This window comes from Mesorhizobium sp. M8A.F.Ca.ET.165.01.1.1 (genome assembly GCF_004792065.1).
Classification (GTDB): domain Bacteria; phylum Pseudomonadota; class Alphaproteobacteria; order Rhizobiales; family Rhizobiaceae; genus Mesorhizobium.
This window is the reverse complement of the sequence record NZ_SRTH01000004.1, coordinates 148,336-174,663: the sequence shown is the minus strand read 5'-3', so window position 1 is coordinate 174,663 and position 26,328 is coordinate 148,336. Positions and strand designations below refer to the sequence as shown.

At 64.3% G+C, this 26,328-nt stretch carries 24 protein-coding genes; 15 read left to right on the top strand and 9 right to left on the bottom strand.

All coding sequences use genetic code 11. The features are described 5' to 3' along the window. Nucleotides 1-19: 19 nt before the first annotated feature. From EN808_RS14110 to EN808_RS14095, 4 genes are read right to left on the bottom strand one after another with little or no spacing between them, the layout of a single operon-like run. Nucleotides 20-676, bottom strand: a complete 657-nt coding sequence (locus EN808_RS14110; protein ID WP_135916119.1) for a GntR family transcriptional regulator — start codon at nucleotides 674-676, stop codon at nucleotides 20-22. A 13-nt stretch (nucleotides 677-689) separates the two neighbouring features. Then, nucleotides 690-2,003, bottom strand: a complete 1,314-nt coding sequence (locus EN808_RS14105) for an aspartate aminotransferase family protein (RefSeq protein ID WP_189524116.1) — start codon at nucleotides 2,001-2,003, stop codon at nucleotides 690-692. Beyond that, entirely contained in the window at nucleotides 2,004-3,062 is a 1,059-nt protein-coding gene (locus EN808_RS14100; protein WP_127277725.1) for a phosphotransferase, read from the bottom strand. After that, entirely contained in the window at nucleotides 3,059-4,360 is a 1,302-nt protein-coding gene (locus tag EN808_RS14095) for an ArgE/DapE family deacylase (RefSeq protein ID WP_167531353.1), read from the bottom strand. The genes EN808_RS14100 and EN808_RS14095 overlap by 4 nt, the downstream gene beginning before the upstream one ends. Before the next feature lie 177 nt (nucleotides 4,361-4,537). Between EN808_RS14095 and EN808_RS14090 the strand changes: the two genes are divergently transcribed. From EN808_RS14090 to EN808_RS14055, 8 genes are all read left to right on the top strand, one after another. Further along, nucleotides 4,538-5,185, top strand: coding sequence for a GNAT family N-acetyltransferase (locus EN808_RS14090; RefSeq protein ID WP_135916116.1), 648 nt, complete (start codon nucleotides 4,538-4,540; stop codon nucleotides 5,183-5,185). Beyond that, complete coding sequence (locus EN808_RS14085) at nucleotides 5,182-7,896, top strand: LuxR C-terminal-related transcriptional regulator (protein ID WP_135916115.1); 2,715 nt, start codon at nucleotides 5,182-5,184, stop codon at nucleotides 7,894-7,896. Before EN808_RS14090 ends, EN808_RS14085 begins: the two co-directional genes overlap by 4 nt. An 84-nt stretch (nucleotides 7,897-7,980) precedes the next feature. Further along, nucleotides 7,981-9,102 carry a class II histone deacetylase gene (locus tag EN808_RS14080; protein ID WP_127277728.1) on the top strand — a complete coding sequence of 374 codons (1,122 nt, stop codon included), beginning with the start codon at nucleotides 7,981-7,983 and terminating at the stop codon, nucleotides 9,100-9,102. Nucleotides 9,103-9,106: 4 nt separating this feature from the next. After that, nucleotides 9,107-9,964: an urea ABC transporter permease subunit UrtB gene (gene urtB, locus EN808_RS14075; RefSeq protein ID WP_135865068.1), complete on the top strand. Its 858-nt coding sequence runs from the start codon at nucleotides 9,107-9,109 to the stop codon at nucleotides 9,962-9,964. After that, nucleotides 9,961-10,947 (top strand): branched-chain amino acid ABC transporter permease, encoded by a 987-nt coding sequence (locus EN808_RS14070; protein WP_135916114.1) that lies wholly within the window; start codon nucleotides 9,961-9,963, stop codon nucleotides 10,945-10,947. The genes urtB and EN808_RS14070 overlap by 4 nt, the downstream gene beginning before the upstream one ends. Further along, complete coding sequence (locus tag EN808_RS14065; RefSeq protein WP_135916113.1) at nucleotides 10,944-11,648, top strand: ATP-binding cassette domain-containing protein; 705 nt, start codon at nucleotides 10,944-10,946, stop codon at nucleotides 11,646-11,648. The genes EN808_RS14070 and EN808_RS14065 overlap by 4 nt, the downstream gene beginning before the upstream one ends. Nucleotides 11,649-11,650: 2 nt before the next feature. After that, nucleotides 11,651-12,352, top strand: coding sequence for an ABC transporter ATP-binding protein (locus EN808_RS14060; RefSeq protein WP_135916112.1), 702 nt, complete (start codon nucleotides 11,651-11,653; stop codon nucleotides 12,350-12,352). A 42-nt stretch (nucleotides 12,353-12,394) separates the two neighbouring features. After that, the gene (locus tag EN808_RS14055; RefSeq protein WP_135916111.1) at nucleotides 12,395-13,564 is read left to right on the top strand and encodes a substrate-binding protein; all 1,170 of its coding nucleotides are present in this window, start codon (nucleotides 12,395-12,397) and stop codon (nucleotides 13,562-13,564) included. 36 nt (nucleotides 13,565-13,600) lie between these two features. Here EN808_RS14055 and EN808_RS14050 read toward each other — a convergent pair whose 3' ends face one another. Beyond that, entirely contained in the window at nucleotides 13,601-15,247 is a 1,647-nt protein-coding gene (locus EN808_RS14050; RefSeq protein ID WP_135916110.1) for an acetolactate synthase large subunit, read from the bottom strand. A 94-nt stretch (nucleotides 15,248-15,341) separates the two neighbouring features. Beyond that, nucleotides 15,342-16,244 (bottom strand): LysR family transcriptional regulator, encoded by a 903-nt coding sequence (locus tag EN808_RS14045; protein WP_135916109.1) that lies wholly within the window; start codon nucleotides 16,242-16,244, stop codon nucleotides 15,342-15,344. Nucleotides 16,245-16,346: 102 nt separating this feature from the next. Between EN808_RS14045 and EN808_RS14040 the strand changes: the two genes are divergently transcribed. From EN808_RS14040 to EN808_RS14030, 3 genes are all read left to right on the top strand, one after another. Then, entirely contained in the window at nucleotides 16,347-17,336 is a 990-nt protein-coding gene (locus tag EN808_RS14040) for a zinc-dependent alcohol dehydrogenase family protein (protein ID WP_135916108.1), read from the top strand. A 187-nt stretch (nucleotides 17,337-17,523) separates the two neighbouring features. Further along, on the top strand, nucleotides 17,524-17,823 hold the full coding sequence (locus EN808_RS14035) for a zf-TFIIB domain-containing protein (protein ID WP_189524115.1): 300 nt from the start codon (nucleotides 17,524-17,526) through the stop codon (nucleotides 17,821-17,823). A 71-nt stretch (nucleotides 17,824-17,894) separates the two neighbouring features. After that, nucleotides 17,895-18,887 (top strand): Tim44 domain-containing protein, encoded by a 993-nt coding sequence (locus EN808_RS14030; protein WP_135916106.1) that lies wholly within the window; start codon nucleotides 17,895-17,897, stop codon nucleotides 18,885-18,887. Between the two features lie 21 nt (nucleotides 18,888-18,908). On the opposite strand, the gene EN808_RS14025 is transcribed toward EN808_RS14030, so the two are convergent. After that, nucleotides 18,909-20,015: a lactonase family protein gene (locus EN808_RS14025; RefSeq protein WP_135916105.1), complete on the bottom strand. Its 1,107-nt coding sequence runs from the start codon at nucleotides 20,013-20,015 to the stop codon at nucleotides 18,909-18,911. Between the two features lie 198 nt (nucleotides 20,016-20,213). Here EN808_RS14025 and EN808_RS14020 point away from each other — a divergent pair, with 198 nt between their 5' ends. The 3 genes from EN808_RS14020 to EN808_RS14010 are packed head-to-tail and all read left to right on the top strand — an operon-like array spanning nucleotide 20,214 to nucleotide 23,070. Beyond that, on the top strand, nucleotides 20,214-20,765 hold the full coding sequence (locus tag EN808_RS14020; RefSeq protein ID WP_135916104.1) for a MaoC family dehydratase: 552 nt from the start codon (nucleotides 20,214-20,216) through the stop codon (nucleotides 20,763-20,765). A gap of 2 nt (nucleotides 20,766-20,767) precedes the next feature. After that, on the top strand, nucleotides 20,768-21,928 hold the full coding sequence (locus EN808_RS14015) for a CaiB/BaiF CoA-transferase family protein (RefSeq protein WP_127278598.1): 1,161 nt from the start codon (nucleotides 20,768-20,770) through the stop codon (nucleotides 21,926-21,928). Beyond that, nucleotides 21,925-23,070 carry an extracellular solute-binding protein gene (locus EN808_RS14010; protein ID WP_135916103.1) on the top strand — a complete coding sequence of 382 codons (1,146 nt, stop codon included), beginning with the start codon at nucleotides 21,925-21,927 and terminating at the stop codon, nucleotides 23,068-23,070. The genes EN808_RS14015 and EN808_RS14010 overlap by 4 nt, the downstream gene beginning before the upstream one ends. 18 nt (nucleotides 23,071-23,088) lie before the next feature. Here the strand turns inward: EN808_RS14010 and EN808_RS14005 are convergent, their stop codons facing one another. Together EN808_RS14005 and EN808_RS14000 are read right to left on the bottom strand one after the other, a co-directional pair. Beyond that, a complete protein-coding gene (locus EN808_RS14005) occupies nucleotides 23,089-23,928 on the bottom strand; it encodes an amidohydrolase (protein WP_127870528.1) in 840 nt (279 codons plus the stop codon). 66 nt (nucleotides 23,929-23,994) lie between these two features. Continuing rightward, nucleotides 23,995-24,780, bottom strand: a complete 786-nt coding sequence (locus EN808_RS14000; protein WP_127870527.1) for an IclR family transcriptional regulator — start codon at nucleotides 24,778-24,780, stop codon at nucleotides 23,995-23,997. Nucleotides 24,781-24,948: 168 nt separating this feature from the next. Here EN808_RS14000 and EN808_RS13995 point away from each other — a divergent pair, with 168 nt between their 5' ends. After that, nucleotides 24,949-26,268 (top strand): sugar ABC transporter substrate-binding protein, encoded by a 1,320-nt coding sequence (locus EN808_RS13995; protein WP_135916101.1) that lies wholly within the window; start codon nucleotides 24,949-24,951, stop codon nucleotides 26,266-26,268. Nucleotides 26,269-26,328 lie beyond the last annotated feature (60 nt).

Here is a 26,328-nt window from a genome sequence, read left to right as displayed (position 1 = left end):
GACCGGGCCTGCCGTCCGATCAGTTTGTCGTGCGAAGATTTTCGGAGAGAACCGCGGCCGCCACGGCGATGTCCTGTTCAAGGGATACACGAACGGCCGGACCGTTGCGCTGTTCGAGCGCGGCGACAATCCTGTGATGTGCGTCATTGGACTGCGGAATGTAGCGATCGGCCCGCATCAGGAGCTTCAGATAAGGTCCGACGCGCCCCCAGAGATCGCGGATCATGTTCAGGAGGATCGGCGCGCCGGCGTGCTCATAAATAGCAAAATGGAAGGCCTCGTTCAGGGAAAGATAGGTCCTGGCGTCCTGCGCCTCGATGGCGCGTTGCATGCCGGCGAGCGCGACCTGTATGTCGGCCAGCGCGCTCTCACTCATGCGCGTGGCGGCCATCTCGCCCGCCAATCCCTCGACGGCGATGCGGATGCGCGTCAGTTCCGCGAAGGCGGGCTCCGACAGCAAGGGCACGATGATCGAGCGGTTGTTCTGCAGTTCCAGAAGCCGCTCGGCGACCAGCCTTTGCAACGCCTCGCGGATCGGGGTGGTCGAAATGCCAAAGGTTTCCGCGAGCTTGCGGATGACCAGTGTCTGGCCCGGGCTGAAACCGCCTGAAATCAATTCCTGCTTGAGCGCGCCATAGGCGCGGTCGTTGAGGGTTTGATGCTCGAGCTTCAGCATGCGCCCGCTCAGCTCACCATGCCGACAGCGCGCGATCGAGCGTCTCGGCCAGCTGCTCGGCATTGTCCCTGGCAAAGGGCAGTGGCGGCCTGATCTTCAGGACATTGCCGCGCGGACCGCAGGACGAGATCAGCACGCCATCCTCGCGCATGGCTTCAACGGCGGATGAGGTCTTGGCGGCGGCAGTGGCCTCATCCTCCGCCGTCAACTCGACCCCGAAATAGAGACCGTTGTGCCTGACATCGGCGACCATGCCGTGGCGGCCTTTCAAGGCGTCCAGCAATTCTCCGGTATAGGTGCCGACCGTGCGCGCGTTCTCGATCAGCCCCTCGCCCTCGATCACGTCGAGCACGGCGATGCCGACAGCGGCCGCGACCGGATTGCCGCCGAAGGTATTGAAGTAGCCGGTGTTCGAACCGAACGAGCTCACAAGCTGCGGCCGCACGATCACCGCGCCCATCGGATGTCCGTCGCCGATCGGCTTGCCCATGGTGACGATGTCAGGTTCGAGGCCATAATTGGCGAAGCCCCACATGCCCCGGCCAAGCCGGCCGAAACCGGACTGGACCTCGTCGGCAATGACGATGCCGCCCGCCTTCCTGACGTGATCGGCCGCCTCGCGCATGACTGCAGCATCAGGGAAGAAGATGCCGTCGCTGGAAAAGGCGGAATCGAGAAGCAGCGCCGCCGGACGGATGTTTCGCGCGCGCATATCCTCGATGGCGGCGGCGACATTTTTGGCGAAATCATGCGCGGCGCGGCCGCCGTCACGGAAGGTGTCCGGCGCCGCCACGGTCCGGTGTTGCGCGGGCACGCCCTTGGCCCCGACCGCCGCCGGCGACAACTGCGCGGTGGCGATGGTGGCGCCGTGATAGGCGAATTCGGTGATGATCACACCGGTGTTGCCGCTGGAGTGCTGGGCGATGCGGATGGCGAGATCGTTGGCCTCGCTGCCGGTGCAGGTAAACATGGCATGGCCGAGATGGGGCGGCAGCGTGCCAAGCAGCTTTTCGGCGTAATCGAGGATGATCTCGCTGAGGTAGCGCGTGTGCGTGTTGAGCGTGGCGGCCTGTCCCGACAATGCCTCGACGACGCGCGGATGGCAGTGTCCGACCGAGGCGACGTTGTTATAGGCGTCGAGGTATTTTCGGCCCTGGGCATCGTAGAGCCAGACACCGCTGCCACGCACCAGATGGATCGGGTTGCGGTAGAAGGCGCGATAGGTCGGCCCGAGCAATCTGGCGCGGCGTTCGAGCAGCGCGTGCTCTCGTGCGGAAACTCCGGTGTCGGCGGAGGCACTTGCGGGCGAGGACTGGGACACGGGCATCTACTCCGGCTTGGAATGGTCGAGAAAATAGCGGCGGGCGTCAGCGGGCGATAGACCGTCCAGCCGTTCGAGCGAGGTCCAGACCTCGGTGATGAGGCGAAGCACATAGTCGCGTTTGGCCGGAAACCGCCCGGCCTGCCAGCTGGCAATGTTGGCGATGAGCGCAAGCCGTGCACGAATGAGGTGGAAGAGGATGCCAAGCTCTTCGATTTCGAGCGGCTGCACCGACTGATAGCCGGCGACGAAGCGGGCCGCGGGCGCCAGAGGGTGACCTTCAGCCGGCCAGCGGTAGACGGCACCGATGGCGAGGTCGCAGATCAGCGGCGAATGGATCATGTCGCCGAAATCGAGGATGCCGCTCACCACTTCCGGCCGCGCGGCATCCATCACCACATTGTAGGAGTTCATGTCGTTGTGGACGATCTGGGCGCGCAGGCCGGGGATCACCGGCGCCGCATGTTCCTCGAAGGCGTCGATGACGCGCTCGACCATGGCGCGATGGCCGGCATCGGCGATGTGCGCCAGCATGGGCCGCGTCTTGGCGACCTTGCGAATGTCCCACAAAAGGTCGCTGCCGGCGGCCGGATGGAAGAAGCCGCGCAGTGCCCGGCCAAGCCGGGCGAGGAAGATGCCAAGATTGCGGTCCTGCGCCGCTGACGTGGGCGAGCGCGAAAGCAGCTGGCCGGGCAGATAGCTGACCAGCCGGACGATGCGCGGCGGCGATCCGCCGACGCCTACCATGAACTGTGCTTCGCCTTCGACGCTCTTGCGCACGGAAGGAACTGGCAAGGAAGGGTCGACCGTCAGAATGTGGTCGAGCGCCTTGTTCTGGAAATCGGTGAAGCCGGCCTCTTCAGCCGGATGCGAGACCTTCAGGACGAACTCGCCCTCGCCTTCGGTCTGGATATGGAAATTATGGTCGCGTTCGCCCGGCAGCGGGCGCGCGCTGCCGGTGAGCCCATAGTGCCGGCGCAACAGGGCAAGCGCCTCGGCGATCGAGACATCAGGCGCATCCTCCGCAAGCGTCTCGCCGAAGGCATCCGATACGGCCGCGTTCATGGCCTGACCTCGGCATTTATGGGTTCAAGACCGCACCAGTCGGCGATGAAGAGCGCAATGGTCTGCGTGACCTTGCGCACGGAGTCGAGATCGACGGCCTCGTCATAGCCATGCGGCATGCGGCAGATCGGGCCGTAGACGATTGCGGGCGTGTCGGCATAAAGGCCGAAGAAGCGCGCATCGGTGGTGGCCGAGGTGACGTGTTCCGTCAGCGGCTCACCCCACACGGCGGTGTGGCTGCGCCGCAGCACGGCTTCCATCTCGTCGGCCCCCTCAAGTACGTAACCCTCGGCCATGAAGCCGTTATAGGTCATCCTTGGCGGACGATTGGCGAGGAACGGATCAGCGCGCGCCGCATTCGCGATGCAAGCTTCCAACTCGGCCCTGGCGTCCTCGAGCTTCTGGCCGGGATAGGTCGCGACACGCATCTCGAAGACGCAACGCGCCGGAACGCTCGACGTCCACTCGCCGCCTTCGATCTTGCCGAGATTGAAGCGGATCGGGTGCGGGTGATCGCAGAAATGCCTGTCGTCGACCTTCCTCGCATTCCAGACGATTTCGAGCTGCTTCAGCGCCTGGATGATGAGGAAGGCCTTTTCGATGGCATTGGCGCCGGCCGAGAAGGCGCCCGACGCGTGCTGCGGGTCGCCATCGACTTCGACCCTGAACCAGATCGGGCCGACCTGCGCCCGCATCAGCCTTGGCTCCAGCGGTTCGGGAATGAAGGCCGCGTCGGCGCGGTAGCCACGCTGCAGGCAAGCGAGCGCGCCATTGCCGGTGCACTCCTCCTCGACCACCGACTGCAGAAACACTTTCGCGGCCGGCTGGTAGCCGAGGCCACGCAAGGCGGCCAGCGCATAGAGGCAGGCCGACAGGCCGGCCTTCATGTCGCCGGCGCCACGGCCATGCATCCAGCCATCCTCGATCACCGGATCGTAGGGGTCGCGGACCCAGCGATCGAGCGGTCCCGTCGGCACGACATCGATATGCCCGTTGAGGATCAGCGAGCGGCCGGTGGCGTTTTTCGGCGTGTGAGTGGCGACGACGTTGAATGCGTCGTCATAGGAAACCGCAACGGGAGAAAATCCGGGCAGGTCGCGGATCGCGTCGACATCGACACGCCACATATCGACCGCATAGCCATCGGCTTCATAAGCCGCCGCCATGAAGGATTGCGCGGCATGCTCCTCGCCGCGTTGGGAGGGAAAGCGCACGAGATCGGCCATAAAGGCGAGCTGACGGTCGAAACCATCGTCGACCGCCCGCAAAATGGCCTCATCCGCAATTCGCTCAGGCATGATATTCCGCTTTCCTGTGAATGGTGTATCATATCTCATATGCCATCTCTGGAAAAGGCAAGAAGACAGGCCGGCCAAAATTATGGCCCACCCCTGCAGCCTCTTGGCAGGCGGCCGCAGAATTGGCATCAGCTTCTTGACATGCCGGTAGGCTGCGCGACGGAAGATCGAGGACAGATGCAAGTCACCGAAGGCACATTGCCGGATGAAATCACCGATCTCGCGTCCGGCTACCGGCGTATCCCGGCCGGCAAGATCGTCAATGCCGTGACATGGATGGAAGCGCGCGCGCCGGTGCAGGGTCTCGCGCATCCGCTGGCGATGACCCGCGTCACCAACCTCGAGCCCGCCTTCTACCGTTCGGTCTTTCTCGAGATCGGCTCTCCCTGGCTGTGGGATCGCGCCGCCGAAATGTCGGACGCCGACATCGCGGAGCATTTCGCCGACCCGCGCCAGCATCTCTATTACGGTCACGATGAACGCGGCAGCCATGTCGGCATGGCCGAATTCACGCTCGCCGACAGCAACGAGATCGAAATCACCTATTTCGGTCTCTTCCCTTCCTTGACCGGCCGAGGCCTTGGCAAGCGGCTGATGGCGGGTGCGCTCGATCAGGCATGGCCCCTAAAGCCGGGGCGTATCTGGCTGCACACCAGCAGCATCGATCATCACAGCGTCATCGGCTTCTACCGGGCTTGCGGGTTTGAACCCTTCGCGGCCGGCTTCGAGATCACCGACGATCCGCGGATCAAGGGAACCTTGCCGCGCGATTGCGCGCCGCAAATTCCGCTGATCGAAACGGAATGGGTGCCCCGCGCCAGATGAGACCGTCTTCTCAACCCGCGGGCCAGGCATCGCCCCACCACCGCCGTTGGGTACGGCGTGAGAGCATCCTGTCGAGGTTGGAGCGGCATGTCGACACGCGCATCGTGCTGTTCGCCGCACCCGCCGGCTTCGGCAAATCGACGACGATGGCGCAATGGGCAGCCGAGGTCACGCGCCACGGCCGGCTGACGGCATGGCTGTCCTGCGAAGCGACGGACAATGACGAAGGCGCCTTCCTGTCGCATCTGGTTGGGGCGCTGCGCCATCTCGTGCAGAACCCAGCCGAGCTCGATCTCGCCTTCCAGTCGAGCCCGATCCCGCAGCTTGACGTGGTGTTGGCGGCCCTTGTGGCGGGTCTTGCGGCACGCCATGCCGACATCACTCTGTTCTTCGACGACTATCACGCTATCGAAGCACCGGCGGTGAAGCGGTTCATGGAGCGCCTGACGCGGCAGGCCCCCGCCAACGTTGCCTTCGTCATCGGTTCGCGCAACCTGCCCGACCTGCAGCTCGGCAAGCTCAGGGTGCTCGGCGATGTCTTTGAAATCGGCCCGGACGATCTGCGTTTCGCCTCGTCCGAAGCCGAAGCCTTCTTCAACGACAAGCTTGGCCTCTCCATCGGCAGTGGCACGGTGGAGACCTTGTGCTCGCGCACCGAAGGCTGGGCCGCAGGCCTGCAGCTCGCCTCGCTGTCGCTCAGCGCTGCCCATGCGCCCGAAACCGTCATCGGCAATTTCACCGGAGCCAACCGCAACGTCGCCGACTTCCTGATGGGGGAAGTGTTCCTGGAACTGCCGCCGGCGCTGGCGAAGTTCCTGCTCTACTCCTCGATCTTCGAGCGTTTCAGCGCCGAGGCCTGCCGGGCGGTGATACGCGCGGCGGACGCCGAGGCTGCTATCACCGAGATCGAGACCCGTAACCTGTTCCTCGTGCCGCTCGACGAGGAGCGCCGCTGGTTCCGCTATCATCATCTGTTCCACGACTTCCTCACCCGCGAGATGGAACGGCGCGAACCGGAGATGATCGCCCCGCTGCATCTGGCGGCTTCGGAATGGTTCGGCGAACGCAAGATGCTGACCGAGGCCATCGGTCATGCGCTCGCCGCCGGCGACCAGGCCCGCGCGGCGGTGTTCGTCGAGAACAACGCGCTCGAACTCATCGCCCAGTGCCAGCTTCTCTACGTGCGCCAGTTGCTGGCGCTGCTGCCGAGGAAACTGATCGACCAGCGCATCCGGCTGCAGCTTGTCGTGCTGTGGTTGGCGGTGCACTCGAGCCAGCCCGAGATTGCCCAGCAGACGCTCGCCAATGCGCGCAAGCTGGTCGAGACTGGGCCGACTGACAGCAATGACCCGGGCACGCTGACCGGCACCACGATCGAGGCCGAACTCGAGGTCCTTGCCGCTGCGGTCCACAGCACGCTGGAACAGTTCGAGGACGCACGCGACACCGCGCTGGCCGCGCTGCGCATCATCGCGCCCGATGCCTGGTTCATGGAAGGCGCGACCGCCAACGTCATCGGCTATAATCTCTATGCGCTGGGCGACCTCGAAGGGGCACGCGCGGCGGTGGACGCTGCACGCAAGGCGCATGAGCGAAGCGGCAGCCTGCTCGGCGTCACCATCGCCAATTGCTACATGGCCGTCATCGAGCGCTCGGCCGGCCGCCTGCCGGCCGCCGAACGGCTGCTTCGCAACGCGATCATCGAGGCGCGGACGCGGATCGGCGCGAACTCCTATGCCGAGGCGCTCGCCGGTACGCTGCTTGCCGAACTCGCCTACGAGACCAACGCGTCCGGTGAGGCGCTGTCGCTGGTCGAGAATCTCGGCCCGCTAATCGAGGGCGCCGCGGTCATTGTCTATCCCCTGGCCAGCGTGCCGACCTATGCCCGCGTGCTGCAGCTGACCGGCCGGGGCGACGCGGCCCTGGACATGCTGGAGCGCGTCTATCAGCGCGTGCGCGGCTCCGTCTACCGCCGCCTCGCTTCGGTGCTGGTGCATGATCGCATCCGGCTGCTGATCGACCAGAACCGCGTCGCCGAGGCACGCGCATTGCTGAGCCAGCATCGCGGCGAAAGCGCCGAGACCGTCCCAACTGTCGCCAACGAATTCGAGTTCTTCGCCGAAGGCCGGCTGCTGACGGCGGAGAAATCCTACGCAGGGGCGGCCGCGATTTTCGACACGCTGCTGGAGCGAACGAAAGGCAGCGGGCGCATGCGCCGTCACATACTGGCGCAGATCCTGCGCGCCAAGAGCGCCGGCCATGACCAGCGCGAGGCCGACCGGCATCTGCTCGAAGCACTGCGCCTTGCCCAGCCCTCCGGCTTCATCCGCTCCTTCGTCGACGAGGGCAGGCCCGTCGTCGAGGGATTGATGCGGCTGCGCGCGGCACAGGCAAAGACCGACCCGGCATTGTCGGCCTATGCAACGCGCATCATCGATGCCGCGCAGACACTGCCCGTCGCGGCGCGTAAGCCAGCCATGCCGGTTGCCGAGAAGGAACAGCTCACCCAGCGCGAGTCCGAGCTGCTGCACTGCTTGTCGGAAGGCATGTCCAACCGCGATATCGCCGTTGCGCTGTCGGTGAGCGAAACGACGGTGAAGTGGCATTTGAAGAACATTTTCGGCAAGCTCTCCGTATCCAACCGCGTCCAGGCCGTGCGCGCCGCGCAGGCCGCCGCAAACCTCCGCACCCCTCCGAAAGGAGGGGCATAGATTACAGACATGGCCCCCTCTTTAGGGTCGGGCCAGGCGATTGTTAGCCTGCTAGCGTCATCTGGTTTTCAGAGGATGCCGCGGATGGCGACAGGCTACGTCTTTCACGAACAGCTGATGTGGCATGACACCGGCTCCAGCGCCGACATGATGCCGCCCGGCCGCTTCGTGGAGCCTGGCCGGCATCTGGAATCGCCTGGGTCGAAGCGCCGGCTCAACAACCTCATCCAGGTCAGCGGCCTGTCACGTCATCTGGTGCCGATCATCGCCGAGCCAGTGACGGTCGAGGACCTGCTGCGCGTGCACACGCAGCGCCATATCGACGATATCCGAATGCTCAGCGAACGCGGATCCGGTTTCGCCGGACCGCAAGCGCCGATCGGCCTCAACAGCTTCGATATTGCCCTGCTGTCCGCCGGTACCACCTATGCGGCGATGCGCGCGGTGCTGACCGGCCGCGTCGACAATTCCTATGCGCTGGCGCGTCCCCCAGGGCACCATGCCGAACCCGATCAGGCCATGGGCAACTGCCTGTTCTCCAACATTGGCGTGTCGGTGCGCCGGCTTCAGCATGAAGGCCTGCTCGGCCGCGCCGCGGTGGTCGACTGGGACGTGCATCATGGCAACGGCACCGAGACAGTGTTTTATTCCGACCCGTCGGTGCTGACGATTTCCCTGCACCAAGACAATCTCTATCCGACCGGGCGCGGCGCGCTGGCCGACAACGGCAAGGGCGAAGGCGAAGGCTACAACATCAACATCCCGCTGCCGGCCGGCAGCGGCACCGGCGCCTATGAAGCGAGCTTCGACCGCGTCGTCGCCCCGGCGCTGCGCGCCTACAAACCGGACCTCGTCATCGTCGCTTCCGGCTTCGACGCGTCGGGCTTCGACCCGCTCGGCCGCATGATGCTCAACAGCGAATGCTTCCGGCGCCTTGCCGCGCGCATGGTGGCACTGGCCGCCGAAGTCTCGAACGGCCGCCTGATGATGACGCATGAAGGCGGCTACTCCGAAGGCTACGTGCCGTTCTGCGGTCATGCCGTCATCGAGACGCTGGCCAATCATCGCACCGAAGTGGTCGATCCCCTGTCGGATCATATCGACGAATGGGCCGGGCAGGATCTGCAGCCACACCAAGCCAAGGTAATCGACGCCGCCGAAGGCCTGCTCGCGGGCCTGCGCCAACGCCTCGCCAGCGCGGCCTGACGCGATGGACTTTGTCGTCACCACACTGCTCAACGCGTTGACGCTGATCAGCATCCTGATGCTGGTCGGGCTCGGGCTGGCGATCAGCTTCGGCCTGATGAACGTGACCAATCTGGCGCATGGCGAGTTCGTCACTGTCGGTGCCTTCGCGGTCTATTTCGTCCAGAGCATCGGCGGCTCCTTCTGGCTGGGGTTGCTTGCTGCCCCGATCGCCGGCGCGGTGGTCGGCTGCATCCTGGAATTCGCCATCATCCGCCACCTTTACTCGCGGCCGGTCTCGACCGTGCTCGCCACCTGGGGTGTCAGCCTGATCCTGCAGCAAGGGCTGGAGCTGACCTTCGGGCTTGGCGCCAAGCCGGTGACGCCGCCGATCGAGGGTACGTTCGACCTGTTCTTCACCGTCTATCCGGCCTACCGGCTGATCCTGATCGGCATCGCCATGCTGACTTTGCTCGGCGTGGTCCTGCTGATCAGCCGGACGTCCTTCGGGCTCGACATCCGCACCGTCATCCAGAACCGGGAAATGGCCGAGGGGGTCGGCATCAACACGCGCCGCACCTACGCCATCGCCTTCACCTTCGGCGCGGCAATCGCGGGCCTGGCCGGCGGGTTGGTCGCGCCGCTGGCGATTGTGCTGCCGCAGATGGGGGTGAACTATCTCGCCAACGCCTTCTTCGTCGTCATCGTCGGCGGTGTCGGCTCGATCGGCGGCCTCGTCGCCGGCAGCGTCTTCGTCGGCGGGCTGACCAGCATCCTCAACTACCAGATCTCGCCATCGCTGGCGCAGGCGATCGTGCTGCTCGCGGCCATCGTTGCCGTGCGGCTGCGGCCAAACGGCCTGTTCAACGGAGCGTCGCGATGATCGCCCGCGACCGCAACTGGCTGCTGATCTTCGCCGTCTGCGTGGCGCTCGCGGTTCTCTATCCCTTCATCGCCGACGGCTATCAGTTGACGGTGATCCGCGATGCGCTGATCTTCGGGCTGTTCGCGGCGAGCCTCGATTTCTTCTGGGGCCGTACCGGCATATTGTGCTTCGGCCACGCCGCCTTCTTCGGCATTGGCGGCTACATCATGGCGCTGGTCACGCTCAACGACGCCATTCCTGTCGGCAGCGTGCTCGGCGTCATAGGCGCGGTCACGGGTGCGGCCTTCGTCGCGGCCATCATCGGCTACTTCCTGTTCTTCGGCGGCATCCGCGGCAGCTATTTCACCATCGTCACGCTCGCCATGGGTGTCATCTGTCAGCAGGCCGCGATCTCCTGGAGCTCAGTCACCGGCGGCGACAGCGGCCTGATCGGCATCCCGCCGATCGCATTCGATCTTGGCGGGATGCATGTCGATCTCAGCCAGGACCTGCCGAGCTATATCTTCGTCGCGGCCATCGTCGCTGTGGCCGTGCTGGTGCTGTGGTCGATCAGCCGTGGCCGCTGGGGCACCGTGCTGACCGCAATCCAGGACAATGAGGTCCGGGCGGCAGCACTTGGTCACAATGCACCCTTGCGGCTGCTTGTCACTTTCGTCCTGTCCGCGGCGATCGCCGGTCTTGCCGGCGCGCTCTATGTCTGCATGGCGGGGCTTGTGGCGCCAGATCTCTCCGGGCTGCTTCTGTCGACGGAAGTCATCGTCTGGGTGGCGGTCGGCGGGCGCGGCACGCTGCTTGGCCCGGTCCTGGGCGCCATCGCCATCCAGCGCGCGCAGCAGACCATCAGCAGCTTCAATCCGAGCCTGTGGCCGCTGCTGCTCGGCTGCGTCTTCGTCATCATCGTCTTTGTGCTGCCGGACGGCATCCTGTCGATCTACGCGCGGCTGAAGAGCCTGTTCAAAGGCCGGAGGCACGCGCGATGAGCGACGTCCTGCTCCAGGCCGAAAATGTCGGCATCCGCTTTGGCGGGTTGCAAGCGCTGGAAGGGTTGAACCTGATGGTGCGCGACAAGGAGCTGTGCTGCATCATCGGGCCGAACGGCGCCGGCAAGAGCACATTCCTCAACGTGCTGACCGGCACACTTCGCCCAACCAGCGGCAGCGTCCGTTTCCTCGGCCACGACATTGCCGGCCTGCCGCTGCACCGCATCGCCCGGCTCGGCATCGCCCGCAAGTTCCAGATTCCGTCGGTTTTCCCCAGCCTCTCGGTTGAGGACAATCTCAAGGTCGCACGGTGGGGCGCCCCCTCGCCGGCTCGCCCGATCAGCGAGTTGATGGAGCTGATCGCGCTGACCAATCGGGCGGCGACATTGGCCGGCGAACTCGCGCATGGCCAGAAGCAATGGCTGGAAATCGGCATGGCGCTGGCGATCGAGCCACGGCTGCTGCTGCTCGACGAGCCGACCGCCGGCATGACGCCGCAGGAGACGCTTGCCACAGCCGAAATGCTGCTGCGCCTGAAGGGTGAGTTTTCTATCGTCGCCGTCGAGCACGACATCCGCTTCGTGCGGGCGCTGAACTGCGAGACGCTGGTGCTGCATCAGGGGCGCCGGCTGCGCAGCGGTCCCTTCCACGACATCGAGGCCGACGACATGGTCCGCGACGTCTATCTGGGGAGGCGCTGACCATGCTGCGGACACTCGCCGTCTCGGCCGGCTATGGCCTGCTCCCAGTGCTGAACGGCATCGATATCGGCGTGGCATCCGGCGAAGTCGTCGGCCTGCTTGGCCGCAACGGCGCCGGCAAGACGACGCTGCTGCGCGTCATCGCCGGCGCCTTGAAGGCGAGCGGCGGTGCTGTGGTTCTCGGCGACCAGGATCTCACCAATGCTCCCGCCTTCCGCCGAGCGCGGGCAGGCATCGCGCATGTGCCGCAGGGCCGCGGCATCTTCAACCAGCTGACCGTGCGGCAGAACCTGGAGGTCGGCACCCGTGCCGCCCAGGACCGCGGCGACGGCGACATTCCAACGGACATTTTTGGCTATTTTCCCATCCTGCGCGAGCGCGAGACGCAGGTTGCCGGCACGCTCTCGGGCGGTCAGCAGCAGATGCTGGCGATCGGGCGGGCGCTGTGCGGCCTGCCGTCGGTGCTGCTGCTCGACGAGCCCTCGGAAGGCATTCAGCCCAACATCGTGCAGTCGATCGCCGAGCTTGTGCCGCGCATCGCCCGCGAGCGCGGCATCGCGATCGTTCTGGTCGAGCAGAATCTCGATCTCGTTCTCAAGGCGGCGGACCGCTGCCTGGTGATGGAGAAGGGCAGGATCGTGCACGAGGGCACGCCCGAAGCATTCGCCGACGAGACCCTGCTGAAGGATCTCCTGGCTTTGTAAGGCGTGCATGGGGCGCGCCTGGGATTGGAAGGGAACACTACAATGATAAGCAGAAGAACTATCCTGAAATCCGGCGGCGCCGCGGCCGCCTTCGCCATGGTCGGCGCGCCGTCGATCCTGCGTGCCGCCGATACGGTCAAGGTCGGACTGTCGATCCCGATCACCGGGCTGCAGGCGATCCTCGGCGAGACGCTGCTCAATTGCTACAAGCTCGCCGCCGCAGAGCTCAACGCCGCCAACGGCATCGGCGGCCGCCAGGTCGAGCTCTTCATCGAAGACAACCAGACCACGACGAAGGGGTCGATCGACAAGGCGCGCAAGCTTCTCAACGAGGACAAGGTCGACGTGATCATGGGCACGATCATCTCGCCCGAGCGCAGCGCCACGCTGTCGGTGACCGCGAAAGCCAAGAAGCTGTTCTTCTACCCGACCAATTTCGAAGGTGGCGAATGCAACCGCTACTTCGTCGCCACCGGCCCGATCCCGATGCAGCAGGTCGACCCGATGATGCCATGGGTGGCCGACAACCTCGGCAAGACGATTTACATCATGGCCTCCGACTATGCCTGGCCGCAGAAGATGACCGAGGCGATCACCTTGGCTTACGAAAAGGCCGGCGGCAAGATCATCGGCGCCGACTACTATCCGTTCGGTACCACCGATTTCGGCCCGGCGTTCCAGAAGATCAAGTCTCTGAAGCCCGATGTCGTCTGGTCGATGGTGGTCGGCAACGACGCCGTCACCCAGCTCAAGCAGTACCGCAGCTTCGACATCAAGCAGCCGCTGATCGCGCCGCTCGACGAGGTCTTCAACAAGGACGCGCTGCCGCCCGGTGTCGCCGCCGGCACCTACGCGCCGCAGCCCTACTGGATGGCGCTCGACAATCCGGTCAACAAGAAGTTCATCGCGAGCTTCCGCGAAAAGTTCGGCCAGGAGAAAATGGTCAACGGCATCGGCGAAGCCGGCTACAACGGCCTGCATCTCTACGCTCTGGCCGCCGAGAAAGCGGGCTCGCTGAAGGACGACGATGTGCTGAAGGCGCTGCCGACGATCGAGTTCGACGCACCGCAAGGCAAGATCCGCGTCGATGCCTCGAACAACCACACGCTTTGCCATTCCTATGTCGGCAAGGCGGCGGCGGACGGCATCGGCTACGAGATCGCCAAGGATTTCGGCACCATCGCGCCGGTAACGCCTTACTGCAACCTGTAGGCCACACCCGGTCTGACGGCGGTGGTGCCGCTGCCGTCAGCTCGCCTTCGGCGCCGGCAGGCGCTCGCGCAATTCGTCGACAAGCACCCTGGTGTTTTCGGAATAGTCGATCGGCACGACGACGAGGTGGACCCCACCACCGGTGAAGGCCTGTTCCAGCGTCGGTTGCAGGTCGGCTATCGCGCCAACCCTGGTCCCCTTGGCGCCATAGGCCTCGGCGTATTTGACGAAGTCGGGATTGCCGAAGGTCATGCCGAAATCCGGGAACTCGTCGACCGCCTGCTTCCAGCGGATCATGCCATAAGCATGGTCTTCGAGCAGCAGGACGACGAGGTTGAGCTTGAGCCTGACGGCGGTCTCCAATTCCTGGCTGTTCATCATGAAGCCGCCGTCGCCGCAAATGGCCATGACACGGCGCTGGGGGTAGAGCAAAGCCGCCATCATCGCCGACGGCAGGCCAGCGCCCATGGTGGCGAGCGCATTGTCGAGCAGCAGCGTGTTTGCCATGCGCGTGCGGTAGTTGCGCGCGAACCAGATCTTGTACATGCCGTTGTCGAGCGCGAGGATCCCCTCGGCCGGCATCACGGCGCGCACGTCGTGCACGATGCGCTGTGGCGTGAAGCGGTCTTCGGTGGCGCGCGCGGCGATGCGGCTCAGAATGCCTTCGCGCAGCGGCAGCAGAGCTTGCGCGTTGTGGATCTTGCCTTCGACGCGGTCCGCCAGCAGCGCCAGCGACGGACCGAGGTCGCCGACGATCTCGGCCTGCGGAAAATAGACCTGCTCGACGTCGGCTGAGTGGTAGCCGACATGGATGACCTTCGGTCCGTTGGCGCCCATGATGAAGGGCGGTTTCTCGACCGTGTCGTGGCCGATGGTGATGATCAGATCGGCCTGCTCGATGGCTTCGTGCACATAGTCGCGTTCCGAGAGTGCCGCCGTTCCCATGTAGAGTTCGGTGCCGCCGGGCACGGTGCCCTTGCCCATCTGAGTGGTGAAGTAGGGGATCTGCGTGCGCAGCACGAATTGGGCGATGTCAGGGGTGACGCGCGGGCGCGACGCCGCCGCGCCGAACATCAGCAGCGGACGCTTGGCCTCGATGATCATGCGGGCGGCGCGATCGAGCCCGTCCGCGCTGGCTATGGGGAGGTCGACCGGGTGTGTCGGCACCAGCGCGACCGGCTCGCACTGCGCCGCCGCGATGTCTTCCGGCAGCTCCAGATGCACGGGGCCGGGGCGCTCCTCCTGCGCGACGCGGAAAGCTTCGCGCACCAGCGAAGGGATCATCCTGGGCGAGACGATCTGGCGCGACAGCTTGGTCAGCGGCTTCATCGCCGCGACGATGTCGACGATCTGGAAGCGCGCCTGCCGCGACGACAGGATGCCCTTCTGGCCGGTGAGCATGATCATCGGCATGGCGCCGAGCAGCGCATAGGCCGCACCGGTCGTCAGGTTGAGCGCGCCGGGGCCAAGCGTGGTGATGCACACACCCGGCTTGCCGGTGAGCCTGCCATAGGTGGCGGCCATGAAAGCGGCCGCCTGCTCGTGGCGGGTCAGGATGAGCTGGATCGACGAGCCGCGGATGGACTCGACGATGTCGAGATTCTCTTCGCCCGGAATGCCGAAAATCCGATCGACCCCTTCATTCTCGAGGGCAGCCACGAACAGATCCGAACCCTTGGTCATCAACCGTCTCTCCTGCGATGCGCGCATTCCGCCAGCCATCTTCATATGGCACCGGAACGCGACGCCTCAAAGAGGGCTAGTCGTCTGCTGGCGATCACGCCATCATTTTCGGCAAGCCGGCCGCCAATGCGTCGACGGCCAGCCGGACCTTGAGCGGCAGATGCGGCGTCTGCAGCCAGAGCGCATGACAGTCGTAGGGATAGCGCGGCTGGTCCGGCAATAGTGCCACCAGCGCGCCGGCCTGGATTCGTTCGCGAACCAGCCAATGAGGCAGCCACGCGAGGCCCATGCCGCCGACGGCGGCATCGGCGATGGCATCGAGATCGTCGAGCCGCAGCCGGCCGTTTGGCATGAGTTCGAGCGCGGCTTGTCCCTCGCGCGGAAACAGCCAGGGCTGAGCGATCATGCCGAGCCGGCGGTAGACAATCGCCTGATGACCGGCGAGGTCCTCGATCCGCCGTGGTTCGCCATGAATTTCCAGATAGGAAGGCGCGGCACAGACGACCATGTCCTGGCGTGCAACGCGGCGCGCAATCACGCCGGCCTTGTCGTCCAGTTCACCGGTCCGAATGGCGAGGTCGTAGCCATCCTCGGCGAGATCGGCGAAGCGGTCGCTCAGCGACAGGTCGAGCTCCAGCATCGGATACCGCCGCGCCAATTGCAGCAATAGAGGGGTTACGCAGTGGCGGCCGAAATGCGCCGGCATGGTGACGCGCAATTTTCCCCGCGGTTCCGAGAGCTGATCAGCAGCAAGCGCATCGGCGGCTTCGGCCTCGGCCAGCACCAGCCGGCACCGCTCATAATAGGCGCGGCCGAAATCGGTCAGGCTCTGGCGGCGCGTGGTCCGGTTGATGAGACGCACGCCAAGCCTGTCCTCAAGAAACCGGACATGCTTGCCGACCATCGGTCCGGATAGATCGAGCACGGTGGCCGCCGCCGCGAACGAGCCGAGATCAACGGCCCTGACGAACACGGCCATGCTTTCAAGCCTATCCATTTTCGAAACTCCTGGTTTCTACTGCACAATCCAAACAGCCATTTATCGCCAACGGGCTTCGCCTCATAGCTCATTCGGTTCAGATAATTTGGAGTGAGCAAAATGACCCGTATCGTCCGCTTCCACCAGCATGGTGGTCCCGAGGTCCTGCGCATCGAGGAGGTCGATCTTCCCCGGCCGGGCCAGGATGAGGTTCAAATCCGCGTCAAGGCACTCGGCCTCAACCGCGCCGAGGCGCTGCTGCGCGCGGGCAGCTATATCGAGACACCCGTGCTGCCCTCCGGGCTTGGGCTGGAAGCGGCAGGCGTCATCGAGACAATTGGCGAAGGCGTGACCGGGCTGAGCCCCGGCGATGCCGTCAGTGTCATCCCGCCGCAATCGATGGTTCGCTGGCCGGCTTATGGCGAGCTTGTCACCTTTCCCGCCGGGCTTATCGTCAAACACCCGCCGTCCCTCGACTGGGGGACGGCGGCGGCGATCTGGATGCCGTACCTCACCGCCTATGGTGCGTTGATCGATATCGCTGGGCTGTGTCGACAAGACTTCGTCGTCATCACCGCCGCCTCCAGCAGCGTCGGGCTCGCCGCGATCCAGATTGCCAACAGGGTTGGTGCGACAGCGATCGCGGTGACGCGGACGTCAGCGAAGAGGCAAGCACTTCTCGACGCCGGCGCAGCGTATGTGGTGGTGCTCGAGGAAGAGGAACTGGCGGAAAGACTGGGCCAGATCGCCGGGCCGCAAGGCGTACGCGTCGTGTTCGATCCGATCGCCGGGCCGATCTTCGAGCCGTTGACCGCGTCCATGTCGTCGGGCGGCATTTTGATCGAATACGGTGGCCTCAGCCGCGAGCCGACGCCGTTCCCGTTGCCTGCGGTGCTAGGAAAGACACTGACGTTGCACGGTTATCTCGTCCACGAGATCACCGGAAATCCGGAGAAGTTGGAGGGTGCCAAGGCGTTCATCCTCCAAGGGCTTGAGGACGGCACGCTGAGGCCGATCATCGACAGAACGTTTCCCTTCGACCAGATCGTCGAGGCGCATTGCTATCTCGAATCGAACGAGCAGTTCGGCAAGATCGTCATGACGGTTTGAGCAGCAATCATTCTCACCGGCAATATTACCCCTTGAAGGCGCCGCCCCGCATTCCTAAATCCCGAATGCGGGCCGGGCCCCTCTGACTGTCGCTTTTCGGCGACCGTGATGTCGGACCGCTATAACGGGCCCCTTTCCATTCTTTTCGGTCGAGCGGGCTCATTCCTTCATTGGTTCGGAGCCCCTGATGACATCATCTCTGCTTGGTATGGTTTGCCCCTCCTGCCGCGTCGCGCTCGTAATGAGCGAACGCCAGGGGATCGAGATCGACTATTGTCCGCAGTGCCGCGGCGTCTGGCTCGATCGTGGCGAACTCGACAAGATCATCGAGCGCTCCGGCAGGGATGCGCCGCCCGCGCCGGAGCCAAAGCCGGCAGCATTCTCCCAGCCGCACCATGGCCGGGACCGCGATGACGACTATTCCCGCTCGCATGGCCAACGCTATCCGAAGCGGAAGAAGTCGTTCTTCGAAGAGTTGTTCGACTGATCGCATGACGCCCGCCACCCGGCCGACGTTTTGCTGAAATTTCCGAAACCACATCGATAAAGGTCACCCCGATGACTTCCCGCACAAGCCGATTTGCCGCCCTCTTCGCTGGACTGTTCCTCGCCTTCTCCATGGTCGCGATCGATCATGCCGAGGCGCGGCGCGGCGGCAGCTTCGGCAGTCGCGGCACGCGCACCTTCCAGTCGGCACCGCCGACCAGGACCGCGCCGGCGCCGACCGCGCCGGTCGAGCGTTCGATGACACCCAACACCGGGGTCAACAATGCTGCCCGGCAGCCGCAGGCCGGCCCGCAGAGGCCCGGCTTCATGAGCGGCTTCGGCGGAACGATGATGCGCGGCCTGCTGCTCGGCGGCCTGATCGGACTGCTCGTGGGCCAGGGCTTCGGCGGCCTCGCCGGCATGTTCGGATTCCTGCTCCAGGCCCTGCTCATCGGTGGCGCCATCATGCTGGCCATCCGGTTCTCCCGGTCGCAATCTGCGCGTGGTCCCGCGCCGGCGCTCGCCGGCATGGGCAATGCCCAGGCTTCGCGGTTCGAGAACCGCGCAACGGCACAGAAGGAGACCGGAACCGGGGGTTCCTTCACGATTCCCGGCTTTGGCGGCGGTTCGGGCGGAGGCCATGAGGCCACCGGATCCGAGGAGATCACGCTGGCCCAGACGGACCTCGACGCCTTCCAGCAGTTGTTGACCGAGGTCCAGGAAGCATTCGGCCGCGAAGACCATGCCGCATTGCGCCGGTCGGTGACGCCCGAGATGGTGTCCTATCTGTCGGAAGAACTGGCCGACAATGCCCAGAAAGGTCTCAGAAACGAAGTGTCCGATGTCACCCTGCTGCAGGCCGACATCGCGGAAAGCTGGCGCGAGGATGACCGCGACTACGCCACGGCCGCATTGCGCTACGAGTCTCGCGACGTGACGCGCGAACGGGCGAGCGGCAAGGTCGTCGACGGTGACGAGGATCATCCGACAGAGGCGACAGAGTTGTGGACGTTCACGCGCCAGAATGGCTCGACCTGGAAGCTCTCGGCAATACAAGAGGCTTGAGTCCGGCGAGCCTGCTGGCGATCAACCCACGATCTTGACGCACATCGGCGTGCCGATCTCGATGGCGCGTCCGGTGTCGGTCAGCATGCCGGTGCTGGCATCGCGGGCAAAGATCGAGATGCGGTCGGCGTTCTGGTTGGCCGAGAACAGATGACCGCCCGACGGTGTCAGCGCAAGGTTGCGTGGCGTGGCACCCCCGCAAGGAACATAGCCGACAAGGCGCAAGCCGCCGGTCTCCTGATCGACCGCCATGATGACGATGCTGTCGTGGCCGCGGTTGCCGCCATAGACAAAACGGCCATCCGGCGAGATCTGGATATCGGCGCAGTGGTTGGTCTCACGCGCCTCGTCCGGCACCGCCGGCTTGATGTCGATGATCGACAACCTGCCGGTCGCATTGTCGAGTGCCATCGAGACAATCGTCGAATCCAACTCGTTCATGACAAAGACGAAGCGGCCGTTCGGGTGCAGGGCGATGTGACGCGGACCGGCACCCGCTGGCAGTGCGGATTCGGCGAGCTTCACCAGACTCCCGTCCTGACCGATCCGGTAGGAGACCAGCCGGTCGATGCCGAGGTCGGCGACGATTGCCGTTCCACCGGCAATGGTTTCGTTGACGCTGTGCGCATGCGACCGCTCCTGCCGCGCCGCATTCGTTCCGGTGCCCTTGTGCGACACGCTGGCCAGCGGCGCGGACAGCGCACCGTCCTTGTCAAAAGCATAGATCGCCACCGCCCGATCCGGGCCACCCTCCCCGGCGCCATCGTTGGCAACCAGGAGTTTCGTCCCGTCACGGGTAATGCTGTTGTGGGCGGTGATGCTGCCAAGGGCGGGCTGCTTGTTCAGATAGCTCAGCCTGTTCGAGGCCCGATCGAAGCTGTAGGCGGAGACAGTTCCCTCCCGCCAGGTAGACACTTCCGAGTTGGCATAGAGGCGCGAACCATCGGGGGTGACGGACAGGAAGGTCGGGTTGTCGATGTCGTTGGTCTCAGCCAGCTTTTGAACAGCCAGCGTCCTTTCATCAAAACTGTAAACACCAAGACCAACACCGCGGGCGCCCTGAAAATACGGCGCCTCGCGGTTCAGACTGCCGACAAACACCAGACAGGCATTCCAGACACCGCGCATGATTTCCTCCTGCCTGCCCGCGCTGCCGCGCGCCAAAACCGGTCAAAATTTCGCCTGTCCTCGCTTGCAACGCAACCCCATATGTGAAAATAGTATTTACAAAAGAAGATTGACGGGAGGAGACGTCGTGCAGTCAGGCGCCTTGATGCGTGCTCGAATGATAGACCGGGCGTTCTCGCGAGACCGGTGGATTGCGCCATGAACGATTTCGCGCCAACCGTCGGCGTTGCCTCGACGCACCCTGCGAACATGCCTGCCGATCATGCCGCCCTGCCGGTGTGGAACGCCGAGAACTGGTTCTACGAGGACTGGCCGGTCGGCCAGAAAATCCGCTCGTTGCGCCGCACCATGGCCGAGAGCGACAGCCACCTCTTCAACACGCTGGTCCTCGACATCCACCCCTATGTGCAGGACCAGATGTTTGCCGAGAGCGAGGGCATTTTCGGCAAACGGCTGATTGCCGGCGCGTTCGTCTTCTCCGCGGGCCTCGGGCTGGTCGCCACCAACTGTGTCAACGCCTTCTCCTATGGCTACGACAAGCTGCGCTTCATAAAGCCCGTCTTCATTGGTGACACGATTTATTCGATCCGCTCCAACCTCGACAAAAAGCCCCGCTACAAGGAGATGGGGCTGATCCGCGCCAGCTACGAGGTCTTCAAGGGTGAAGGCGAACTCGTTTTGTATTGCGAGCATTTGCAGACGGTGAAATACCGCAACCCTGCCGATTTCGTCGGCAAGACGGAGAAATGAAGATGCCGGCAGCAGCCGAATTGCCGCTTGCCGGCCTCGTCGTCGTCGACATGAGCCAGTTCCTGTCCGGGCCGTACTGCTCGCTCAGGCTGCTCGATCTCGGCGCCCGCGTCATCAAGATCGAACGTCCTGACGGGGGCGACCTGTCGCGCCGGCTCTATCTCAGCGACACCGAGATCGGCGGCGATTCCACCATCTTCCATGCCATCAACCGGGCCAAGGAAAGCCTGGCCATCGATTTGAAGAACGAGGCGGACCTCAAGGCATTGCGCGGGCTGCTGGCCAAGGCCGATGTGCTGATTCAGAATTTCCGGCCGGGTGTCATCGAACGCCTCGGCCTCGACTACGAGGCCGTCCGCCAGATCAATCCGCGCCTGGTCTATGCCTCGATCAGCGGCTATGGCGAGGAAGGTCCCTGGGTCAAGCGGCCCGGCCAGGACCTGCTGGCGCAGTCGCGCTCCGGCGTGATGTGGCTGAACGGCGACGAGGACCAGGGGCCGGTGCCGTTCGGCCTCGCCATTGGCGACATGCTGGCGGGCGCGGCCTGCGCGCAAGGCATATTGGCCGCGTTGGTTCGGCGCGGCATCACCGGCCAGGGAAGCCATATCGAAACCAGCTTGTTGGAAGCGCTGGTCGACTTCCAGTTCGAGGTGCTGACCACGCATCTCAATGACGGCCGCCGCCTGCCCAGACGCTCAAGTTTCCGCAGCGCGCATGCCTATCTGTCGGCGCCTTACGGCGTCTATCCGGCCAAGGATGGCTACCTCGCCATCGCCATGACGCCGATCCCCAAGCTGGCCGACCTTTTGTCGCTCGGAGAACTGGCCCCCTATCGCGACAGACCAGCATCGTGGTTCACCGCGCGCGACGACATCAAGGCAATCATCGCGCGGAGAATTGCCACCAAGACCATCGACGAATGGCTTGATATCCTCGAACCAGCCGACATCTGGTGCGCCAAGGTGCTGACCTGGCCCGAGATGCTGGCAAGCGAAGGCTTCCAGTCGCTCGACATGCTGCAGACGGTGACGCGCGAGGATGATGTTTCCATCCTCACCACCAGTTCGCCGCTCAGGGTCGATGGGATCAGAGCCAAGGTCGACCGCGCGGCGCCGCGCATCGGCGAACACAGTGCGAAAATCCGCGCGGAGTTCGATCTGTGAGCGTGCATAAACTCAAGGGCATGACCTGGAGCCACCCCCGCGGCTACGATCCGATGGTCGCGTGTTCATCCCGGTGGGAGCAGAAAACCGGCGTTGCCGTCGAATGGGACAAGCGCTCGCTGCAGGATTTCGAATCTTTCCCGGTCGAGGAATTGGCGCGGGCCTATGATTTGATCGTCATCGACCATCCGCATGTCGGCCAGATCACGGCGGAGCGCTGCCTTGAACCGCTCGATGTCGCCGGCCGCGAGGCCGAGCGCGCGGCGCTCGCCTCGGGCAGCGTCGGCCAGTCCTATCCGAGCTACAGCTGGCAAGGCCGGCAATGGGCGTTTCCGATCGACGCGGCGGCGCAGGCGCAGGCCTGGCGGCCGGATGCGCTCGATGCGCCGGCAGCGACGTGGGGCGAGGTGCTCGATCTCGCCCGGCAGGGCCGTGTGCTGCTGCCGCTGCGGCCACCGCATTGCCTGATGACCTTCTACACGCTGGCCGGCAATCTGGGACGTCCTTGCGGGACCGACCCGTCCCACGATCTCATCGCTATCGAGACAGGCAGCGAAGTCTTCGAGAGGATGCGCGAGATCGCGGCGCTGCTCGACCCGGCCTGTTTCGACATGGACCCGATCGCCGTTTCGGAGCGCATGGCGGAGGCCGTCTCTCGCATTGTCTGCGCACCGCTGATCTACGGCTATGTCTCTTATGCGGCGTCGGGTTTTCGCGCGAACAGGCTGGCCTTTGCCGACATCCCGGTCATTGGTTCCGATGGTCCGATCGGCTCGGCACTCGGCGGCACGGGCATAGCCGTTTCAGCTTTCTCGAAGACAAAAGCGGCGGCGATCGATTTCGCCTATTGGGTCGCCAGCTGCGATGTCCAGCGCGGCATCTATGCCGCCGCCGGCGGCCAGCCGGGCCACGCGGCTGCCTGGGAGGACCAGGCTGTCAATGAAGCGACCGGCAGCTTCTATCGGGACACGCGCGCAACGCTGGAGGGCGCCTGGGTGCGGCCGCGCCATGACGGCTACATGGCGTTCCAGCAGGCGGCGTCCGACCGCATCAATTCCGGGCTGACCTCCGGCCATCCGGCCGGCCAGGTCGTCGCCGATCTCATCAGCCTGTTCCGGGCCAGTACCCAGGCGCCCACCTGAGGGACCTGAACTGCATCGTTACTTCAACCGCCATAGCCTGCGGGCATTGCCCGACAGCAGCCCGTCGCGCTCCGAAATGCCGCAGCCCGAAAGCAGCGCATGGGTCGCCGCCACCCAGGTCGACAGACCCCCGCCAAGCGTGCAGACCGGCCAGTCGCTGCCCCAGACGACACGGTCCCAGCCAAACGCACCGATCGTGTGTTCGACATAAGGCCGCAGCGTCTCGACGGTCCAACTGCCGGGATCGGCATAGGCGACCACGCCTGAAATCTTGGCCATGACGTTCGGACGCCGCGCGATCTCGCTCATATGTTCGCGCCAGGGATGCTCGGCGTTGCCCTTGATGTCGGGGACGCCGCAATGATCGAGCACGAACTGGACATCGGGAGCCAGATCGGCGAGCGCGATCGCCCTGGGGATCTGGTGCGGCAGCACGACGAGGTCGAAGGTCAGGCCGGTGCCGCCAAGCCGCTTGATGTTGTCGCGGAACAATGCCCCTTCCGAAAGCTCATCCGGCACGACGTGAAGGACGCGGCGGAAACCCTTGACGAAGGGGTTCGCACGCTGGCGTTCGAGATAGGCAGGAAAGTCACCCTCTTCCGGTCGGCAGGATGCGATCACCCCGGCCAACATGCTGCCGGACTGCCGCGACAGGCCTTCGACACGGGCGGTTTCCGCCTCTATGTCGGCCGGATCGACATCGACCTCCATATGCAGCACGCGCCCGACACCGACACGCTGGGCCTCCACCGCATATTCCTCATAGGAGAAATCGCGGTTCAGCGCCGGCACGCCGGCAAGCCAGGGATAGCGCAGGGCCGAGCGATCGATGAGATGCAGATGGGTGTCGATGATCATGGCGAGGCTCCTCCGATAGCTTTTTTCAGATCATCTCACGGAGGAATTCTTCATTCAAATAAGAATTCACGCCGCTGAGCCGACAGCCGACCCGGCCAGATGCGACAGCTTTTCGCAGGTTGCCAGCAACAGCTCGATGGTCCGTGTGATATCGGGCGCGGACGGCGCATTGACCACCGTGATGTAGGGGATGGATAGCGCCGCGATGGCCTTGCCGTCGGAACCGCGCACCGGGGCCGAGAGGTTGAAGACGCCTGCCGTCTGCATGGAAGCCATCATCTCGTAGCCGCGGTCGCGGATCTGGTCGAGACGGGCGAAGAACTCGGCCGGCTGCGCCGTCTTGTCGGTGCTGCGGACGTGCTCCGAGATCATCATCTGCCGCTCTTCCGGCGAACGGAAGGCGAGCAGGACGTGGCCTGAACCGGTGTCGAACAGGCTGATGTGGGAACCGACGCGGATCGAGATGCCCCAGTAATTCGGCGCTTCCTGCTGGCCGATCACCACGGCGGAACCGCGATCAAAAACAACGAGTTGGTTGGCCTGTTGCGAGGTCTCGGCAAGCTCGCGCATCAGCGGCGTCGCATAGGAAACCAACCGCCGCACCGGCGCGTGCAACTGGGCCAGGCCAAACAGCTTCAGTGTCAGCGAATAGCGGTCGCCATCGAGCCGCGTGACGTAGCCGCGCCGCACCAGCCGGTCCAGCATGCGGTAGAATTCATTGGGGCTGCGGTCGAGCTTCTTGGCGATTTCGGCCTGCGTCAGGCCGCCGTCGACGCCCGCCAGCAGTTCAAGAATGTCGAGCCCCTTGTCGAGCGCCGGCGCACGGTAGCGCTCGTCTTCGCTGTCGTCCATGGCCCATCCCTCCAGTGAATTCAGCTCTTCATATACGCAGGAACGCAGCCGGCGGAAACAAATTTCGCCTTGACGTACGTATGAATGTTTTGTTTGTATATGAATGTAGCATCTTTTGTCACGTGACGAGTTGCGGGCGCCATCGAGGCGCACCCAGGGAGGATATCGATGAACAGACTGCTTTCCGGCGTGTGCGCCGGCGCATTGGTGCTTGCGTCAGGCGCAGGCGCAGCCCTTGCCGGCGACCTGCCCGGCAAGTTCGAGGGCGTGACCGTCGACGTGAAGCTGATCGGCGGCCAGCAATATGAAAAGCTCTACGAGCGCATACCCGAATGGGAGAAGGCGACGGGCGCCAAGATCAACATCCTGACCAAGAAGAACGGCTTCGACATCGACAAGGAATTGAAGTCCGACATCGCCTCGGGCAGCACCAATTGGTGCGTCGGCTGGAACCATTCCTCGTTCGCGCCGCAATATACGGGCCTCTACACCGACCTCAGCAAACTGCTGCCGAAGTCGGAGATCGACGCCTTCGTACCCTCGACCATCAAGGCGGCAACCATCGACGGCAAGCTGGAGATGCTGCCGCGCGCGCAGTTCGACGTTTCGGCTCTCTACTACCAGAAGAGCCTGTACGAGAACGCCGACAACAAGACCAAGTTCAAGGCGAAATACGGCTATGACCTGGTGCCGCCGGACACCTGGAAGGAAGTCACCGACCAGGCCGAGTTCTTCGCCAATCCGCCCAATTTCTACGGCACGCAATTCGCCGGCAAGGAAGAGGCGATCAACGGCCGCTTCTACGAGATGGTTGTCGCCGAGGGCGGCGAATATCTCGACAAGGACGGCAAGCCCGTCTTCAATTCCGAGGCTGGCATCCGGGCACTCGACTGGTTCGTCAACCTCTACAAGGCCAAGGCCGTTCCGGCCGGCACCACCAACTATCTCTGGGACGATCTCGGCCAGGGCTTTGCCTCCGGCACCGTCGCCATCAATTTGGACTGGCCGGGCTGGGCAGGCTTCTTCAACGATCCGAAGTCGTCGAAGGTCGCCGGCAATGTCGGCGTCAAGGTCGCACCGAAAGGCTCCGCCGGAGTACGCACCGGCTGGTCGGGCTTCCATGGATTCTCGGTGACCGAGAACTGCCCGAACAAGGAGGCTGCCGCATCGCTGGTGTGGTGGCTGACCAACGAGGACAGCCAGAAGTTCGAGGCCGCCGCCGGCCCGCTGCCGACCCGCAGCGCGGTCTGGGACTGGGACCTGCAGCAGGCGGCCAACGATCCCTACAAGAAGGAGGTTCTGTCGGCTTTCCAGGAAGAAGCCAAGCACGCCTTTGCCGTGCCGCAGACGCCCGAGTGGATCGAGATTTCGAACGCCGTCTATCCCGAGCTGCAGGCCGCGATCCTCGGCGACAAGACCTCCAAGCAGGCACTGGATGAAGCCGCCGCCAAGGCGACGCAGATCCTGCAGGACGCCGGCAAACTCTAACCAATGCTCCAAAGGCCGCCTCTCCCATCGTGAATGGGGGAGGCGATCGCGTCTTGCCGG

Coding starts and splice junctions, on each gene's coding strand:
- EN808_RS14110 (WP_135916119.1), bottom strand. CDS start 676: ATGCTGAAGCTCGAGCATCAAACCCTCAACGACCGCGCCTATGGCGCG.
- EN808_RS14105 (WP_189524116.1), bottom strand. CDS start 2,003: ATGCCCGTGTCCCAGTCCTCGCCCGCAAGTGCCTCCGCCGACACCGGA.
- EN808_RS14100 (WP_127277725.1), bottom strand. CDS start 3,062: ATGAACGCGGCCGTATCGGATGCCTTCGGCGAGACGCTTGCGGAGGAT.
- EN808_RS14095 (WP_167531353.1), bottom strand. CDS start 4,360: ATGCCTGAGCGAATTGCGGATGAGGCCATTTTGCGGGCGGTCGACGAT.
- EN808_RS14090 (WP_135916116.1), top strand. CDS start 4,538: ATGCAAGTCACCGAAGGCACATTGCCGGATGAAATCACCGATCTCGCG.
- EN808_RS14085 (WP_135916115.1), top strand. CDS start 5,182: ATGAGACCGTCTTCTCAACCCGCGGGCCAGGCATCGCCCCACCACCGC.
- EN808_RS14080 (WP_127277728.1), top strand. CDS start 7,981: ATGGCGACAGGCTACGTCTTTCACGAACAGCTGATGTGGCATGACACC.
- urtB (WP_135865068.1), top strand. CDS start 9,107: ATGGACTTTGTCGTCACCACACTGCTCAACGCGTTGACGCTGATCAGC.
- EN808_RS14070 (WP_135916114.1), top strand. CDS start 9,961: ATGATCGCCCGCGACCGCAACTGGCTGCTGATCTTCGCCGTCTGCGTG.
- EN808_RS14065 (WP_135916113.1), top strand. CDS start 10,944: ATGAGCGACGTCCTGCTCCAGGCCGAAAATGTCGGCATCCGCTTTGGC.
- EN808_RS14060 (WP_135916112.1), top strand. CDS start 11,651: ATGCTGCGGACACTCGCCGTCTCGGCCGGCTATGGCCTGCTCCCAGTG.
- EN808_RS14055 (WP_135916111.1), top strand. CDS start 12,395: ATGATAAGCAGAAGAACTATCCTGAAATCCGGCGGCGCCGCGGCCGCC.
- EN808_RS14050 (WP_135916110.1), bottom strand. CDS start 15,247: ATGACCAAGGGTTCGGATCTGTTCGTGGCTGCCCTCGAGAATGAAGGG.
- EN808_RS14045 (WP_135916109.1), bottom strand. CDS start 16,244: ATGGATAGGCTTGAAAGCATGGCCGTGTTCGTCAGGGCCGTTGATCTC.
- EN808_RS14040 (WP_135916108.1), top strand. CDS start 16,347: ATGACCCGTATCGTCCGCTTCCACCAGCATGGTGGTCCCGAGGTCCTG.
- EN808_RS14035 (WP_189524115.1), top strand. CDS start 17,524: ATGACATCATCTCTGCTTGGTATGGTTTGCCCCTCCTGCCGCGTCGCG.
- EN808_RS14030 (WP_135916106.1), top strand. CDS start 17,895: ATGACTTCCCGCACAAGCCGATTTGCCGCCCTCTTCGCTGGACTGTTC.
- EN808_RS14025 (WP_135916105.1), bottom strand. CDS start 20,015: ATGCGCGGTGTCTGGAATGCCTGTCTGGTGTTTGTCGGCAGTCTGAAC.
- EN808_RS14020 (WP_135916104.1), top strand. CDS start 20,214: ATGAACGATTTCGCGCCAACCGTCGGCGTTGCCTCGACGCACCCTGCG.
- EN808_RS14015 (WP_127278598.1), top strand. CDS start 20,768: ATGCCGGCAGCAGCCGAATTGCCGCTTGCCGGCCTCGTCGTCGTCGAC.
- EN808_RS14005 (WP_127870528.1), bottom strand. CDS start 23,928: ATGATCATCGACACCCATCTGCATCTCATCGATCGCTCGGCCCTGCGC.
- EN808_RS14000 (WP_127870527.1), bottom strand. CDS start 24,780: ATGGACGACAGCGAAGACGAGCGCTACCGTGCGCCGGCGCTCGACAAG.
- EN808_RS13995 (WP_135916101.1), top strand. CDS start 24,949: ATGAACAGACTGCTTTCCGGCGTGTGCGCCGGCGCATTGGTGCTTGCG.